The organism is Blastopirellula retiformator (genome assembly GCF_007859755.1).
GTDB lineage: Bacteria > Planctomycetota > Planctomycetia > Pirellulales > Pirellulaceae > Blastopirellula > Blastopirellula retiformator.
Map to the genome: position 1 here is coordinate 1,626,386 of NZ_SJPF01000001.1, position 15,875 is coordinate 1,642,260.

A 15,875-nucleotide genomic window follows, 5' to 3' on the forward strand; every position below is an offset into this window, starting at 1 on the left:
GTCCTTACGCAAAGACCACATAGGAACGCCGTTTCCTCATCTCGTTACGGAAATAGTTGATATGTCTGTTGATCCCAGCCAGGATCCGCAAGCCCAGTCGGAGACGCCGGCTGAAGCTCACACCTCCGCGCCTGAACAGGCTGCTCCTGAAACCGCAGCCCCTGAGAACTCGTCCCAGGCGAGCAGCGAGGCCGATGCGCCCAAACGCAAGTTGCGGATTGGATCGCAGCGTGACGAAGATAAACCGGCGCCTGCCCCGATGCCGGCGGCTGCGGCGGCCCCGCAACGTCCGGAGCGGCCGAAACCTCCTAAGACTGAATCGCAGGAACAACCTACGGCTATTCCCGAAGATCTCGATTCTTTGCAGACAACTCAAGAAATCGAGAAACTTCCGGTCTCATCCGATGGTCGCGTCGCGGTTCCGAATCGTCGGCAAAAGATGGACGACGTCGAGCGCGAAGTCGAAGTGGCCCTCGGGGGGCTCTCGCTCGATGAGATGATCGCTGGCGAAACCGCCATGCAGGGAATCTCCGGAAAATCGCTGGAAGCCGACAGTCGCCACGCCGCCACGGTGCTGCGGATTCACCGCGAAGAAGTCTTTATCGACCTCCCCGGTCAAAACCAAGGCTTCGTTTCGCTCCGCACGTTTGTCGCTCCTCCCGAGATCGGCGACAAGCTGGAAGTGGTCATCGTCAAATTCGATCGCGAGCAAGGTCTCTACGAAGCGCTCGTGCCCGGCTCGTCGGTCTCGGTCGTCGATTGGGGCGATATCAAAGAAGGCGTCTTGGTCGATGCGGTCGTCGATGGCGTCAACAAGGGCGGCCTGGAATGTGCCGTCGGTCAGGTTCGCGGTTTCATCCCGGCCAGCCAGATCGCCATGCATCACGTCACCAAGATGGACGACTATCTTGGTCAAAAGCTGCAGTGCCTGGTGACGGAAGCCAATCCGGAACGCCGTAACCTAGTGCTCAGCGCTCGCGCCGTCGCCGAGAAGGCGAAGGAAGATAGCCGCAAAGAAACGATGGGCGCTTTGCAGATCGGCCAGATCCGTGAAGGGACCGTCACCCGCATTCAAGACTTTGGCGCCTTTGTCGACATCGGCGGCGTTGACGGCCTGGTGCACGTCAGCCAGATCAGCTGGGAACGAGTTCAGCATCCGAGCGACGCGTTGAGTGAAGGTCAGGCAGTTCGCGTCAAAGTGACCAAGATCGATCCCGAGACCGGCAAGATCGGCCTTTCGATTCGCGACACGCTCGAAAACCCGTGGCAGAAAGTCGCCGCCGAGTTTGCGGTCGGCGCGATCGCCTCGGGCAAAGTGACCAAGATCATGGACTTCGGCGCGTTTGTCGAAATCGCGCCCGGCGTCGAAGGCCTGGTTCATGTCTCCGAAGTAAGCCATACCCGCGTCAGCCGCATTCAATCGGTTCTCAAACCGGGCGAAACGGTCGAAGTGAAAGTGGTCAACATCGACCAAGAGAAACGCCGCATCGGCCTCTCGATCAAAGCCCTCGCCCCGGCCCCGGTCGGCAAAGGGGGCGGCAAGAAAAAGGAAGTGGAAGAAATCGACGTCGACCGCGCCCTGAAGGTCAAACCGACCGCCGGCGAACTGAAAGGCGGCATCGTCAACGAACAGAGCGAAGGCTCGAAGTTCGGCCTGAAGTGGTAACGCTTCACTTCCGCATGTCCAACGCAAAAAGGCGTCCCCACCGGGACGCCTTTTTTTGATAGTAGCCCGACTCGCGAGCGAGGTAAATGCGTTTAGCGTGAATGCCCCGTGTCGAGTTCGGATTCGTAGGGTGAGTGCAGCAAGCGAATTGCGGTTTGTTCCGCGCAATCGTTTTGAGGCGCTTGCGCGGGCCCACCTTGATCCCTGCAACCGCATGGGGTGAAAATGTGAAAACCGCTTGACGTTTAAGACAGTCGCTACAATTTTTTCGTTATTGCTTGCGACCGCAGGTCCCTTGCTGGCGCTGCGGGCTACTATTCGCCTAGCTCCACAGCTTTTGGATCGCGTCGATGCAGTTTTCGGTCGCCAGGGCGCAGAGTAGCAAACCCATCACTTTCACGATGATCGTGCCGCCGGTGTCGCCGATCAGGCGGTGGATGGGGTTGGCCAGCAGCATCAAGACGTAGCAGAGTGCCAACACGACGACCAATACGACCGCGGTGATCGTTTGCTCGAACACAGTAAAGCGATGGTTGTCGGTCAAAATCACGACCGCCAAGATCGAGCCTGGACTGGCGATCGACGGCAGGGCCAGCGGAAAGACGGCGACGTCGTGGCCTGCTTCCGGTTTGGGAGGTTCGACGGCCGGGCCGACGCCGAAGACCATCTGCAGCCCGAGCAGGAACAGGATGATGCCGCCGCCGAGCTGAAATGACTCGAGCCGCACATCGAGTGCGCCTAGGACAAACTGTCCCAAGATTAGAAACGCCAGCAGCACGGCGCCGCCGATCAGCGTCGCTTTGAGCGCAATGCGGGGGCGATCTTCCTTGGCGGCTTTGCCCGTTACGCCGACAAAGATCGAGAGCGTGCCGATCGGATCGATCGTCGCGACGAGTAACAGAAATTCACTTAGCAGAAGCTCGAAATTCATTCCACTTCGGTTTCGCTGGAACTTGGGAGTCAGGCCGGTGACCTGCAAGGATAGCTTACCGATGGCGTAGCGACTATTCCGATGATTCCAATATTTCCAACTTCGGGTTGCGGAAGCGGACCTCGGTCGGCCCGCCTGAGTGGAGTTGCAGGGCAAAGACGCCTCGCTTGGCGCCCTTTTCATCCTTCAGGTCGACGCACGCTTTTCCGTTGAGAAAGGTCTGAATGTGGTCTCCTTGGGCGACGATCTCATACTGGTTCCACTCGCCCGGCTTCAGGTGCGGTTCGCCTGACTTGTCCCACAGCAAGCCGCGGCCATGCTCTTCGTACAGTTTGCCCCACCAGCCGGCGCCAACGTCGGCCTGATAGCCAGAAACCGAACCGCCAGGCAGCGCTTCGCTACGAAACTGCACGCCGCTATTTCCTTCGTTCTTGACGAGCAGGATCTCGAGCGACAAACGAAAGTCGCTGGCCGACAGATCCCCAACCGCCCCGGTGTCCGTCGATCAGGCGAATGAAGATCTCCTCGCCTTGCAGCTTCCGCAGATCGACGACGACGCGGCGGAGATCTTCGCGATTGTCGCCAGACGTTTTGAAGAAGACCTCGCCATTCTTGCGAACCAGTTCGCCCCGCGTTTCTTCATGCTTCCCGCCGTTGTGCAAAAAGGCGGCCCAGGGATGCGTCACTTGGAAAGGGGCGGAGGTGAGCGTCCCGACCGGCGGATCGAGCGCCCGCTCGTAACTGCCGACCCAAAACTTGCCTTGATGCCGGCTATGCATATCGCCGCGGCGACGGTTGACGACGTCCCCTTCGATCGGCGTGCCGACAAACGCTTCGCCTTCCGCCTTCCAGTCGGCCAGCGTGCCGGTCTCAAAGTCGAGGTTCAGCTGTCGCCCGGTTTCGTCTTTCGGCAACACGCCGACCGGTTCGGCCGCCCCGGAGAGCGAAATCGAGAAACAGACCAAGGTCACCGCAAAGGCAAAGCGTCGAATCATGGCGCAACTTTTGGGGCTGGAAAGGAGTCGAGGATGGGGAGTGTTTGGCGTGGATTTTGTATATTCTCTCAGAATCGAAGCCCGGGGCCATAAGAGATTGCACATCGGCGGGAGGTTTGTTACGTGCCGGTCTCGCGTAGATTTGGTTCAAAACCCTACCGTACCGTTCGCTCTGGAAGCGGCATGAGCCCGATGACCAACTCAAAGGGGGCATGCCGTCTGGTGCGCCAATATGGACAACGACAACGACGAAGAACTAGTGATCGGCATCCGCGATGACGCTGGCGACAACACCCGTCGCGGCCTGCGAATTTACGATCCCGTAGACGCCGCAAATGGCGATTGGCAACGAACGGTGGTTGATCCTGGCGGCGTCGCGATCGAAGATCTAGCGGTCGGCGATTTGGATGGGGATGGGCGCAACGACGTGATCGCCGTGGGGCGTCAAACGCACAATGTGCGGATCTATTGGAATAAGACTCAGCCAGACCAGTAGAAATTTTCGCCCTCGTTTTCGATTTGTCGAAAGTCCCCCATTCGCTCGGACTGGAAGGGCAACGTTCGCGCGTTAAACTAAAAGTATTGCTATCAAAAAATGTTACGTGTCGATTCGAGGAAGAGATGAGCAAAGTTCGCTGGGGCGTTCTGAGTACGGCGAAAATTGGTACGAAAAAAGTGATTCCCGGGATGCAGAACGGGGCTTACTGCGAAGTAAGCGCGATCGCATCGCGGAATCTCGCCAAAGCCCGCGCGGCTGCTAGCGAGTTGGGAATCGCCAAAGCGTACGGTTCGTACGAAGCGCTGTTGGAAGATCCGGAAATCGATGCGATTTACAATCCGCTCCCCAACCACATGCATGTGCCGTGGACGATCAAAGCGATCGAAGCCGGCAAGCACGTCTTGTGCGAAAAGCCGGTCGGCCTGACCGCCGACGAGGCGCAGAAGCTGCTCGACGTCGCCCGCAAGCATCCGCAGCTCCGCGTGATGGAGGCGTTCATGTATCGCCATCATCCGCAGTGGCAAAAGGCGCGAGACATCGTTCGCGACGGCGGCATCGGCCGACCCGTTTCGATCCAGACCTGGTTTTCGTACTTCAACGACGACGCCGACGACATCCGCAACCAGCCTGAGTATGGCGGCGGCGCCTTGATGGACATCGGCTGCTATCCGATTTCGCTGTCGCGGTTCATCTTTGAAGGAGAGCCGCGCCGCGTGATGGCCAGCGTCACGATCGACGAGCAGTTCAAGACCGACACGGTCACCTCGGCGATCATCGACTTCGGCGGCATCACCAGCACGTTTACCTGCAGCACCAAGTCGGCCCCGTATCAACGGGTGCACATCATCGGCACGACCGGCCGGATCGAAGTGAAGATCCCGTTCAACGCCCCGCCGGACGAACCGTGCATCCTGTATCACGAAACGAACGAAGAGATCCAAGAGCTGCGACTGCCGATCGCCGATCAGTACACGATCCAAGGCGATCTGATGTCCAAAGCGATCCTCGACGAATCGCCGACCCCGACGCCGCTGACCGACGCCGTCGCCAACATGCGGGTGATCGAAGCGATCTTCCGCAGCGGCAAAAGCGGCAAGTGGGAAACGATCGCCAAAGATTCGGCCGAATAAGATCGTAGGGTCCGCTGTGCGGACCAATACCCTGCCGAATCGTGCAACACCAGCCCGCAGCGAAACCCAACAATGTGCTTGCAAGCAAAAGGTGGGTTACCCAAGCGAGTCACGATCAACGAGCCAAACAACGTTTCTTACCTGCCTGTTGAAAATTGCCCTCGTGGCGTTTTCCAACCTCGCCAGGCTCAGAGCATAGCTCTTCGCGGCTCGCAAAATAACGACTTACGTCGCTATTTTGGGATCGCATCCCTGCGATCCAGCAGCCCGTTGAGAAAATCAACGGACTGCTACGCTTGCTTCAACCACCCTACAAGTTTATTACAAACTACTCCGCCATCCGCAGCGTCCCCAACATCGGCTCATACTCCGCCGCAGCAAACGGCCCACCCAACGTGATCATCTCGACGAAGAAATAGTCCCCCTCGCGGGCCAGCAGATACTGCACCTGCCGCACCTTCCCACTGCCGTCATCGCCGCGGGCAAACTTCTTGCCGCTCACGTCGCCAACCGCAAAATCAACCGGCGGCAGAAACGTCGTATTCCCGGCCTCACGCAGCCGCGCAAAGTCGCCCGTCATTTTCGCCAGACGCTGCTGATGCCTTTCCGGCGTCGAAGGCAACAGCAGAATGCGAACCTGCTCGTCCTCCAAAACGTCGGCGCCTTGCTCGACGCGGCTTTGCATCGAGTCGGGCACGTCGACCACCACGGTCGGCGAAGGGGGACTCCATTTCGTCTCCGGCGAAGAACTGCAGGCCGCGCCACAAAAAAGTGCAAAGCCAGCCAGCGCGGAGAAAAGTGAGCGTGCGTTCATCAAGACAATTTCCCCCAAGGTCAGACGAGCCAACCCCATCGTAGCCCGAGGCCCAAGCCGAGGGAATGCGGCGGGAAGAAAGCGGATGGCGCTTCATCCTTGGCCCGGAGGGCCAACCCAACCCAACCTAACCCAGGGCGAAGCCCTGGGTTGAATCGCAAGAACATACGTTGACGTTTGATTGGGAAACGAAGATGTCGCATCGAAATCCAACGTCAACCATTCCAGGGCGCCTGTGACCCAGGGCGATGCCCTGCACTAGGTTAGGACGGCCTTCCAGGCCTAACTGCCTGTTGAAAAATGCCATCGTGGCAATACCGTTCGGCACGCCATTTGCGCATTCAAATTAATTCCGGTTCGCCGTGCCACAATGGCAGGGCGAAGCTTGGTTTCAACCTTGAATGCAGTGACATTTTATCGTGCGGAAGTCTTCTAAAAATCGCAAATCGGCGGCCGCGTCTGCTAGCGCTGGCGACCAACAATCGATTCATGTGCAAGGCCTGAAGTACTTTGCCAAGTTGCGGCCGTTGTTGGCGGAACTTCATGACGAGGGGACAGCTCGCGATGCCGCTGGCAACCGCACGTTGCACTTCGATCAGTATTGTCTGCTGGTGCTGCTTTACGTTTTGAACCCCGGCATTTCTAGTCTGCGAGCGCTTTCGCAGGCAAGCGAACTGACCAAGGTTCAGCAGAAACTCGGCAACGAGAAAGCGTCGCTTGGCTCGCTTTCCGAGAGTGCTCGGCTGTTCGATCCGGAGCGACTGAAAGCCATTATCGGACTGCTGACCGAGCAGGTTCAAGCCGGAAAACTCGACGCCAAAGCGGCGAAGTTCGCCCAGGGGCTCATCGCCGTTGACGGCAGCGTGGTGAACGCGTTGCCGTCGATCATGGCCGCGACGCTGTTGAAGCAGACGACCGGTTCGGCCGTTGTGCGTTGGCGACTGCACACGCACTTCGAGGTCGCCAGTTTCACGCCGCAATCGATCACCGTGACGCCTAACGGCGGCGGCGAAAATGACGAACGAGCGGTGCTGGCGCGTTCGCTGGAGGCGGACAAGATTTATGCGATGGATCGTGGTTACGCCAAGTTCAAACTGTTCAACGCGATCGATCAGCGCGGCAGCAGCTATCTCTGTCGCCTGCGCGACAACTCGAAGTATGACGTGCTCGAAGAACATCCGCTGACCGATGGCGATCGAGCCGCAGGAATCCTCAGCGATCAGACCGTGCTGCTTGGCAAGACGAGCAAGAAGGAAGATCGTCCCGATCATCTGGTTCGACTTGTCTGCGTGAAGTGCACGCCGCACAAGAATCGAACTGGCGGCAAGGTGAAAGGTTCCAAGGCGCCAAGCAGCGACGGCGTGCTGCGAATCGCGACGAACATGCCGTTCGCCCCAGCCGAAATCATCGCGATTCTTTATTCATATCGCTGGACGGTCGAAATCTTCTTCCGCTTCTACAAGCAACTGATGGGTGGCGCGCACCTGATCAGTCACAGCAAAAACGGAATCGAGATTCAGGTTTACTGCGCGATGATCGCCTGCCTGTTGATCCACCTGTGGATCGGCGGCAAGCCAAGCAAACGGACGTTCGAGATGATCGGTTACTACTTCACCGGCCTGGCCAACGAAGAGGAGATGCTGGCCCACATCGCCAAGATCCGAAAGCAAGCCGCCGCGACAGCGAAGAAAAAATCGTAGCAGGCAGTAAGGAGTCCGCCGTCGCAGCGGTCTCTCGGTTGATGCTGCGCGGATGGAAAATGGAACGGCAGCTTGCACGGTCCAGCAGCGGGGCGAAAATGCGTGAAGAGTTCGCGGCGGGATCAAATCTGTTTATGCCGACTGGGCGTGCCGAACAGTATTGCCCTCGTGGCATTTTCCAACCTCGCCAGGCTAAGAGCATAGCTCTTCGCGGCTCGCAAAATAACGACTTACGTCGTTATTTTGGGATCGCATCCGTGCGATCCAGCAGCCCGTTGAGAAAATCAACGGACTGCTAAGAGAGAACGGGGCATAGGATGTGACCGCTGACGGCGCCTGCGATTCGACGTGGTTCCCGGATACGATCGGGCCTGCTCGAATGTGTCGCCATTGGTCACGTTTCTCGCCGCCTGCTTGCTCGATCCCAACGTTCCATACGCACTCCTATTTTCTTCCAAATTTGCTTGCCAAATTGTCCCGATTTTTGGTATAAAAATGTTCAGGCATGCCGTGGACCTGGTCCATGTGTGTTTCTCCTCTTGAGGAGACTCACCGGTGCGTGGAGACGCGCTGTGAACTTGCCGTCTGGTCGATGTTTCCCCTGGTTCTGGAAAGGGGCAAGAGTCGATCCAAAATTCGCGCAAGCGGTCCCGTAAAAATTGCGGAGAACGTACGCGCGGATCGAGCGGCCGTTGGGGCGAATGACTAGCGCCGACGGTCTTGAATTGGAAATGGTCCAGTTTTTCCCAACGTTTCGCACTTGGTTGCGATGAAGCTACCGGTGCGCGCTGGGCACCGATTTTCGGGTGTACGTAGGCACGAAAAAAAATTCGTCGCGGTCCAGTCCACTTCGTCGCAGGAAAAAAACGAAACGCGGCGGTCCAGTTTTTCGGGTGCGTCGAGACGCACCGCGAACCTGTGCGTTGGGTCGATTTTTCCCACGCGTGATAACGCAACGGTGCGCGGCGTTTGCGTTGCCACGCGAGGTTGGTGGTGCGCGATTGAGCAGGGCCCGGTGCGTCCAGACGCACCCTACCCAAGAAAACTTGCGCGAATTGGTCCAGTTGTTTCGGATCGTAAGAACATGTGTTCCGGGTTGGGTTTAGATCGCCGCGGTGGGGCTTTCGTTTCTAGGGCGGATCGTGATCCAGGACTGCGCCGCCTGACGGCGACTTCGCCCTGGGCTACGTTAGCGGCACCCTTTGGGGCTGAAGAAAAATCGAAACGTGGCGGTCCAGTTTTTCGGGTGCGACTGGAGGCGCCGTGAACCTGCGCGGTGTGTTTGCGTTGCCACGCGAGGTTGGTAGTGCGCGGGTTGGGCAGGGCGTGGTGCGTCCAGACGCACCCTACATGAAGAAAAAAATTCGCGTGCAGTCCGGTCCGGTTGGTTGGGGAAAAACGAACCGGATGGGGCAGGGCGATTCGCGCCTGGTTTTGTACTTGCGGGCGCATTTCCCTCGCTTGCGCTTCGCGCTACTATTGCTGCGTTTGCGCTGGGTGGGGGAGTTTCGATGCGCGCTTTCAAGAAAAAAGAATGGCCCGGTCCAGTGATTGGATCCGAGCCGTTTGTTGTTAACGAATTCGTGCTTGATTCGTCATTCGGGCTTCGACATTCGTCATTGACGAGTATCGGCGCGCTAGATGTTGCGGCCCATGCGTGTGGCCAAACGATTCAAAGTTTCGCTGGCGTCTTGGTCCGACAGGTGGACGTGGATCACGCTCAGGCCGTTGCGGTCGTCCCAGGCACTATGGAGCGCTTCATGAAACTCCTTTTCGGTCCGGACTTCGTAACCAGTGCCGCCGCCGAGGACGTCGGGTAGTTTGCTGTAGTTCCAGGGATGGATTTCGTTGTATTCCCATTTGCCGGCATGCAGCCAGCGTTCGGTGCCGTAACCATGATTGTCGAGCACAATGACGACCGGATCGTAGCCGTTACGAACGATCGTCGACAGTTCCATGCCGGTCATCTGAAACGCCCCGTCGCCGATGATCGAGATAACCCGAGCCTTCGGCTTGGCGGTTTGCACGCCCAAGGTCGCCGGCACGGCGAAGCCCATCGACGTGTAATAGGCGGGGCTCAAAAATTCGGATTGCCCGCGGGTAACCAGTTCGGTCGCCGAGAAGAGCGAATCGCCAATGTCGGCGACCACGATCACGTCGTCGTCGAGCAACTCGTTGATCATCGGCACCATGCGGCGGACGGTCAGCGGCTCGTCGGTCAGTTCGCCAACCGGAAGTTGCTGCATCGCCAATGCCTCGGGAATCGGCCGTTTCGGCGGATGCGGTTTTTGAGCGGCCAGGGCTCGCATGAAGTCGGGCAGCGTGACGCCATGATAATGATGATGCCGCACGCGCAGTTGTTCGCTGGTGGCGTAGATGCACTTCGACGGATCGAGGTTGGCGGTGAAAATGCCGAGGTTGATGTCGGTCATGAACGCGCCCAGAACCAGGATCAAGTCGCTGTCCTCGACGAACTCGGTGACCGCTTCGCGTCCCATGGCGCCTTCGTACAGACCGACGTACAGCGGATGCGTCTCGGCCATGACGCTCTTGCCGAGCATCGTCGCCGAAACTGGAATGCCGGTCGCTTCGGCCAGTTTGACCAGTTCGTCCTGCAGTTGGAAACGATGCAGTTCGACGCCGGCGATGATGGCGGGGCGCTCGGCTGCGGCGATCAAGCGAGCCGCTTCGGCCGCCGCTTCTTCCAGGGCCTGCGGATCGCTAGTGGTGGTCGGTTCCTGATAGGTGTGGCTGATGTGCGGCACGACGTTGACCATGTCGCGCGGCAGTTCGATATAGACGGGACGCTTGAACCGAGCGCAGGCGTCGAGCACCCGATCGATCTCGCGGAAGGCGGTGACCGGATCGACCAGTTCGGTACCGGCGACGCACAGCTTTTCAAAGACGTCTTTTTGCGTGCTGAACTCGCGCACCATGTGATGCAGCAGCGGATTGTTGACCCGCTCGCGCAGGCCAGGCGAACCGGTCAGCACGACGACCGGCGACTTTTCGGCGTAGGCGCCGGCGACCGAGTTGCAGATGCTCAGACCGCCAACGCAGTAGGTGACGCAGACGGCGCCCATGCCATGGACGCGGGCATAAGCGTCGGCGGCGAAACCGGCGCAGTCCTCACGCGTGCAACCGACCATGTTGATCGGGCTTTGCTCCAGCATCGAATAGAACGAGAGAATGTAGTCTCCCGGAATGCCGAAGATGTCTTGCAGTCCATATTCCTGCAAGCGACGAATGAGGTACTGGCCAATGGATAGTCCGGCGATGCTACTACTACTCGACTGCGGCATGCTTGCCTTTCTCTGCGCGAAAACGATTTGGGGCTACAACAATTGTACGTTGTAAACAAATTGTACGTTGTAAACACAAAGTCGGCTAACGGTGAATTACCTTACCAGCCGCGCCGAAAAGTCCAAATTACTCGGCCGTTGGCGTGACGCCCGAGCGTTTCAGGTGCTCGTTGTAGAGTCGTTTGTCGGTCAACACCATGATCTTGCCGGTCTTGTCGTCATAGCCATACATTTCGTAGCTGCGGAGCTTCGCAAACTTGACGTTATTTTCCTTCATGATCTGCATGTATTCTTCATAAGTGGGCCAACGACCTTCGACCGCCTTCTTCATCTGAACGGCTTGTTGCATGCCGAGCGTGCTGACGCGAGCCATCGCCGAGAAGTAGGCGGAACCGGCCTGGCTGAACGGATCGACCCCGGCGGCCGACGAACCTTCGGCGACGACGATTTCCGGATCTTGCAGCGCCTTGTGAACGTCGACCACTTTGGCGGTCGTCTTGCCGATCACGCCGCGCGGTTCGGGCTTGGTTTCGGCAGGCGGCGTCGCGGTTTCGGTCGCAGGGGCCGGGGTTTCGGTCGCAGGGGCCGGGGTTTCGGTCGCAGGGGCCGGGGTCATCGCCGGACCGGTTGGAGTCGCGCCAGCGCCGACGGCGGCCGACGAACCTTCCAGCGGCGCTACGCCGCCGGGAGCGACGGGGCCGGAAGTGCGCTGGCCGATCGGTTCGGTATCGCAGCCAACAAGAAACGCAAGAAAACCAACGATCAGGGCGATACGCGACATGGGAGAAGATCCTTTGAAAGAAGAGCGGGGACGAAAATTGACCCGTCAGGCTGCAATATCGATCATTTGGCCGCCAAATTCAAGCGCCGTCCGGGTGTTGTTAGGTGGCCACGACCTTGTTCCCTTTGTGGGTAAGGGATAAATTTAATACTTACGCAGTTCCGCCCCGCAGAGACGAAACCACCATGAAACTGGTCATCGCCATCATTCAGCCGAGCCGCCTGGAAGCGGTTAAAGAAGCGCTTACCGAAGTCGAAGTCTTTCGGCTCACGGTGATGGATTGTCAGGGCTTTGGTCGCCAGAAGGGACAGACCGAAGTTTATCGCGGTCACGAGTTCACTATCAATCTGCTGCGCAAAGTTCAGCTGCAAATCGCGGTGAACGAGGAGTTTGTCGAACCGACCGTCGACGCGATCGTCAAAGGCGCCCGAAGCGGCGAAAAGGGAGAGATCGGCGACGGCAAGATCTTTGTTTTGCCAATGGACGAATGCGTGCGGATTCGAACCGGCGAACGTGGCCCCGACGCGATCTAAGGCGGCGAGCCGCGAAGAGCGATGCTCTGAGCCTGGCGAGGTTGAAAAATGCCACGATGGCATTTTTCAACAGGCAGTTAGCCTTTGCTTAGTTCGAGTTCGACCGCATCGCGAAAGACATCCATGTCGTAGGCGCCAATCCAAACGCGCTGCACGACGCCGTTGCGATCGACGAGAATCGTGGTCGGATAAGCGAGAAACGGGCCGACTGAGTTGAGTTCGGTGCGAGACGCTCCGGCGGCGTCGGCGTAGACCGGCAAGCCGATGATGTTGATCTTTTCGAGGATGTCGGCCGAATCGCCAGCCAGCTCGGTCATGTTTTCGCGGCCGTCGATGGCGTCGCGAGAGCAACTGACCGGTAGGAATTGAAACGCGGTTTCGTTTTTCAGGTCACGGCTGAGCCGGACCAAGCCGGGGAGTTCGGCCAAACAAGGTGGGCACCAGGGGCCCCAGAAGTTGATCAGGCTGACCTTGCCTTGCAGGTTGGCAGTGGTGATCGGTTGGTCGGTGTTGAGCAGCGGGGCGAAGTCGACCTGCGTCAGTGGGTGGCCGACCCAAGGATGCGACTGTTGCTGCGGCGGCTGCATGGCCCGGATGACCAGAATCACGCAAAGCCCGACCAGCACGGCGAACAGGATGGCGGTTACGGCCGAGCTAATCCATTTTTCGCCAGATCGCTCGGGGCCGAGAGAATGCTGATCGGAATCGTTCATGGTGGGCGTCGCCAGTGTGGAATTCGGAGCAGGGAAGGGGACAGGCGGTCGACCCTATTTTATCCGAAGCGATGGAGCGTGGCGGCAACTTCTTTCGTTTTGCTGGGAAAGCCTTGAGCGGCGAAGCGGCCCGAGACGGGGAGGAGCAGGCGCCGATCGGGTTAAAAGGAGGTGAATCTGACGCTTCAGAGGCCGTCGATGGGCGCCCTGGCAATTAGAATCGAACCAGGAAATCGCTCTTGCGTTGGCGGACAACTCGCGGAAAATTTGCTAAGTTTGGAAGAATCCTCCTAGGGCGACGATCCAGGGAATCGACAATCCAAGGAATGCTGTCGGCCATTTCTATCTCCCGCCTTTGCGTACGAATATGAAGTTCGAAGTCGAATTGAAGTTTCCGGTCGATGATCTCCGCCGCGTCGAAGCGGCGCTCTCTAGCTTGGGCGCCGAAATCGAGATCCCAGTGAAACAGTCCGATTATTACTATGGGCATCCGTCGCGCGACTTCGCCGAAACGGACGAGGCGCTCCGGATCCGCAAGGTCGGCAGTAAGAACATCATCACCTACAAAGGGCCCAAGATCGACTCGACGACCAAGACCCGTCGCGAGATCGAAGTGCCGCTGGTTTCGGGATCGGAAGGCGCCGCCAACATCGTCGAAATGCTGGAGTCGCTCGGCTTTTCGCTGGTCGCCGAAGTGACCAAGAACCGCCGCAAAGCGAATCTGCAGTTCGCTGATCAAGAGGTGGAGGTCGCCCTGGACGAGGTGAAGAACCTGGGCCAGTTTGTCGAGCTGGAAATCTCGGCGGAAGAGGCGGATATCGACGCCGCTCGGACCGCGATTAACGAGTTGGCCGCCAAGTTGGGCCTGTCGGGCAGCGAACGCCGCAGCTACCTGGAATTGATCCTGGAAGGCTAACTGCCTGTTGAAAAATACCATCGTGGCATTTTTCAACCTCGCCAGGCTCAGAGCATCGCTCTTCGCGGCTCGCCAAATAACGACTTAAGTCGTTATTTGGGGATCGCATCCGTGCGATCACGCAGTCCGTCGAGAAAATCAACGGACTGCTCGAGCTGCCTTCCCCCCCGAGGCGGCGGATTGGGGCGTTTCGAGACCGCTTCTCAAAAAAATTCGACCCACGGCGAAACCCTGAACTGCAACCGGGGTTCATCTATTTTCGAAACGGCAAATGCGTCGTTTTCGTCTCTCTACGAGATACGAATCAGGCGAACTTGCGCCTGTTGGAAACTTTGGGGAGCCCTGGGTCGTCAATACCGCGCAGATGGCCTGGGGCTCCTTTTTTGTTTCGATGAATTCTGGGCGTAACTGGCCAAGACGCCGGGCGATCGCCACCCAGCAGCGGCCGAGTTTCCTATACTACAGGTATGTCTTCTGTAGCCGCTCAGCAGCCAAACTCTTCCTCCGATTCTCCCACTTCGACGCTTCCTACCGAACCGGATGAAGGGGCGGAAACTCGCAACTTCTTTTTGTTGGCGTTCTCGCAGGTGGTGCTTCGTTGCGGCTGGATCTTCAAGACCGAGAGCATCATCATCCCGGCCGTGCTCGACTTGATCGCTGGGCCAGGTTGGGTTCGCGGGCTGCTGCCGATCTTGAACCGCATCGGGCAATCGCTGCCGCCGCTGTTTTATGCGCGCACGCTGAAGTCGATGTCGCAGAAGAAGTGGTCGCTGTGCGGTACGACGCTGGCCATGGGAGTCTGCTTCTCTTTGCTGGCATTTTGTTTCGTGCCGCCGATTCGAGATGCGGTGGATGGTTGGTTTCCGGAGAGCACCACTTGGCCGAGCGTCTGGCTGACGGTCGCGTTCTTGGTCTGCTACTTCCTCTTCTTCGCGGCGACGGGGCTGAATCAGGTTGGCTTCGGCACGGTGCAGGGGAAGCTGGTTCGCGTGACCAAACGGGGGCGCTTGATGCTGGTCGCCAACTTTGCCGGAGCGATCGCGGCGATCGGCTTGGCCGCGTGGCTGTTGCCAAAGTGGCTGACCAATCATGACGCGCACGTGCACTGGATCTTTGGCTTCGCTGGCGGTGCGTTTCTGCTGAGCGCCGGCGTTTCGGCCTTGCTGAAAGAGCACTGCGACAAGGCGCCGCACGTGAAGGGAACGGCCGCCGAGTTATTTCATGACGCGTTCAGCGTGTTGACCGAAGATCGCAACTTCCGCCGTTTAGCGGTGGTGGCGTTTTGCTTCGGCTGCTCGCTGATGCTGTTCCCGCACTATCAGGCGCTGGCCCGCGATCGACTGGGGGCGCCGCTCGAGAACTTGATCTTCTGGGTGATCATTCAGAACGGCGGCACGGCGGCGTTTAGCCTGCTAGGAGGGCCGCTGGCCGATTGGAAAGGGAATCGCCTGGTGCTGCGGCTGATGATGTTCGGCGTCTTCTTGATGCCGCTGATCGCCATTGTGCTGATCCATACAGGGCCAAGCGACGCGACGCTGTTCAACTGGCTTTTCCTGCTGGTCGGCGTAACGCCGGTGATGTTCCGCGGGCTTAGCAACTACGTGCTAGAGATCTCCCCCCGCAGCGAACATCCGCGGTACCTGGCCGCCCTCAGCTTGTGCGTGGCGGCGCCGATGGTTGCATCGCCGGCGGTTGGCTGGGCGCTCGACGCGGTGTCGTACGAGGCGGTCTTTCTAACGGTGTCGGCCATCTTGTTCGGCGGGTTGCTGATGACCTGGACGATCGCCGAGCCGCGTCAAAGCGTTTAGAGCGTTTTTCTGATAGCAGTAGCGTTTCTGGCGTTAGTGAGGCAACCTCGCCAGGCTCAGAGCATAGCTCTTCGCGGCTCGCAAAAT

Annotated in this window: 14 protein-coding genes; 7 read left to right on the forward strand and 7 right to left on the reverse strand. The window is 58.6% G+C overall.

Features of this window, described 5'->3' with window-relative positions; translation table 11 throughout:
- The first annotated feature begins 61 nt into the window (after positions 1 to 61).
- Entirely contained in the window at positions 62 to 1,666 is a 1,605-nt protein-coding gene (locus Enr8_RS06790) for a 30S ribosomal protein S1 (protein WP_186767476.1), read from the forward strand.
- 322 nt (positions 1,667 to 1,988) lie between these two features.
- Here Enr8_RS06790 and Enr8_RS06795 read toward each other — a convergent pair whose 3' ends face one another.
- The 3 genes from Enr8_RS06795 to Enr8_RS06805 form a co-directional block, all read right to left on the reverse strand.
- Positions 1,989 to 2,597, reverse strand: coding sequence for a MarC family protein (locus Enr8_RS06795; protein WP_146429816.1), 609 nt, complete (start codon positions 2,595 to 2,597; stop codon positions 1,989 to 1,991).
- Positions 2,598 to 2,670: 73 nt separating this feature from the next.
- The gene (locus Enr8_RS06800; RefSeq protein WP_222434802.1) at positions 2,671 to 3,054 is read right to left on the reverse strand and encodes a 3-keto-disaccharide hydrolase; all 384 of its coding nucleotides are present in this window, start codon (positions 3,052 to 3,054) and stop codon (positions 2,671 to 2,673) included.
- Positions 3,014 to 3,592, reverse strand: coding sequence for a hypothetical protein (locus tag Enr8_RS06805; protein ID WP_146429818.1), 579 nt, complete (start codon positions 3,590 to 3,592; stop codon positions 3,014 to 3,016). The genes Enr8_RS06800 and Enr8_RS06805 overlap by 41 nt, the downstream gene beginning before the upstream one ends.
- Positions 3,593 to 3,824: 232 nt before the next feature.
- Here Enr8_RS06805 and Enr8_RS06810 point away from each other — a divergent pair, with 232 nt between their 5' ends.
- Both Enr8_RS06810 and Enr8_RS06815 read left to right on the forward strand, forming a co-directional pair.
- Positions 3,825 to 4,088 carry a hypothetical protein gene (locus tag Enr8_RS06810; RefSeq protein ID WP_146429819.1) on the forward strand — a complete coding sequence of 88 codons (264 nt, stop codon included), beginning with the start codon at positions 3,825 to 3,827 and terminating at the stop codon, positions 4,086 to 4,088.
- A 125-nt stretch (positions 4,089 to 4,213) separates the two neighbouring features.
- Complete coding sequence (locus Enr8_RS06815; RefSeq protein WP_146429820.1) at positions 4,214 to 5,221, forward strand: Gfo/Idh/MocA family protein; 1,008 nt, start codon at positions 4,214 to 4,216, stop codon at positions 5,219 to 5,221.
- 328 nt (positions 5,222 to 5,549) lie between these two features.
- On the opposite strand, the gene Enr8_RS06820 is transcribed toward Enr8_RS06815, so the two are convergent.
- Entirely contained in the window at positions 5,550 to 6,035 is a 486-nt protein-coding gene (locus Enr8_RS06820; protein ID WP_146429821.1) for a hypothetical protein, read from the reverse strand.
- Positions 6,036 to 6,454: 419 nt separating this feature from the next.
- On the opposite strand from Enr8_RS06820, the gene Enr8_RS06825 reads away from it, so the two are divergent.
- Positions 6,455 to 7,735: an IS4 family transposase gene (locus Enr8_RS06825; protein ID WP_186767477.1), complete on the forward strand. Its 1,281-nt coding sequence runs from the start codon at positions 6,455 to 6,457 to the stop codon at positions 7,733 to 7,735.
- Positions 7,736 to 9,372: 1,637 nt separating this feature from the next.
- On the opposite strand, the gene Enr8_RS06830 is transcribed toward Enr8_RS06825, so the two are convergent.
- Positions 9,373 to 11,037: an alpha-keto acid decarboxylase family protein gene (locus tag Enr8_RS06830; protein ID WP_146429823.1), complete on the reverse strand. Its 1,665-nt coding sequence runs from the start codon at positions 11,035 to 11,037 to the stop codon at positions 9,373 to 9,375.
- Between the two features lie 127 nt (positions 11,038 to 11,164).
- Positions 11,165 to 11,818 (reverse strand): hypothetical protein, encoded by a 654-nt coding sequence (locus Enr8_RS25270; protein ID WP_186767478.1) that lies wholly within the window; start codon positions 11,816 to 11,818, stop codon positions 11,165 to 11,167.
- A gap of 185 nt (positions 11,819 to 12,003) precedes the next feature.
- On the opposite strand from Enr8_RS25270, the gene Enr8_RS06845 reads away from it, so the two are divergent.
- Positions 12,004 to 12,351, forward strand: a complete 348-nt coding sequence (locus tag Enr8_RS06845) for a P-II family nitrogen regulator (protein WP_002651783.1) — start codon at positions 12,004 to 12,006, stop codon at positions 12,349 to 12,351.
- 77 nt (positions 12,352 to 12,428) lie between these two features.
- On the opposite strand, the gene Enr8_RS06850 is transcribed toward Enr8_RS06845, so the two are convergent.
- Positions 12,429 to 13,064 carry a TlpA family protein disulfide reductase gene (locus Enr8_RS06850; protein WP_146429825.1) on the reverse strand — a complete coding sequence of 212 codons (636 nt, stop codon included), beginning with the start codon at positions 13,062 to 13,064 and terminating at the stop codon, positions 12,429 to 12,431.
- A 367-nt stretch (positions 13,065 to 13,431) separates the two neighbouring features.
- Between Enr8_RS06850 and cyaB the strand changes: the two genes are divergently transcribed.
- Positions 13,432 to 13,980, forward strand: a complete 549-nt coding sequence (cyaB, locus tag Enr8_RS06855; RefSeq protein WP_146429826.1) for a class IV adenylate cyclase — start codon at positions 13,432 to 13,434, stop codon at positions 13,978 to 13,980.
- Positions 13,981 to 14,447: 467 nt separating this feature from the next.
- The gene (locus Enr8_RS06860) at positions 14,448 to 15,788 is read left to right on the forward strand and encodes an MFS transporter (protein WP_146429827.1); all 1,341 of its coding nucleotides are present in this window, start codon (positions 14,448 to 14,450) and stop codon (positions 15,786 to 15,788) included.
- Positions 15,789 to 15,875: the final 87 nt, after the last annotated feature.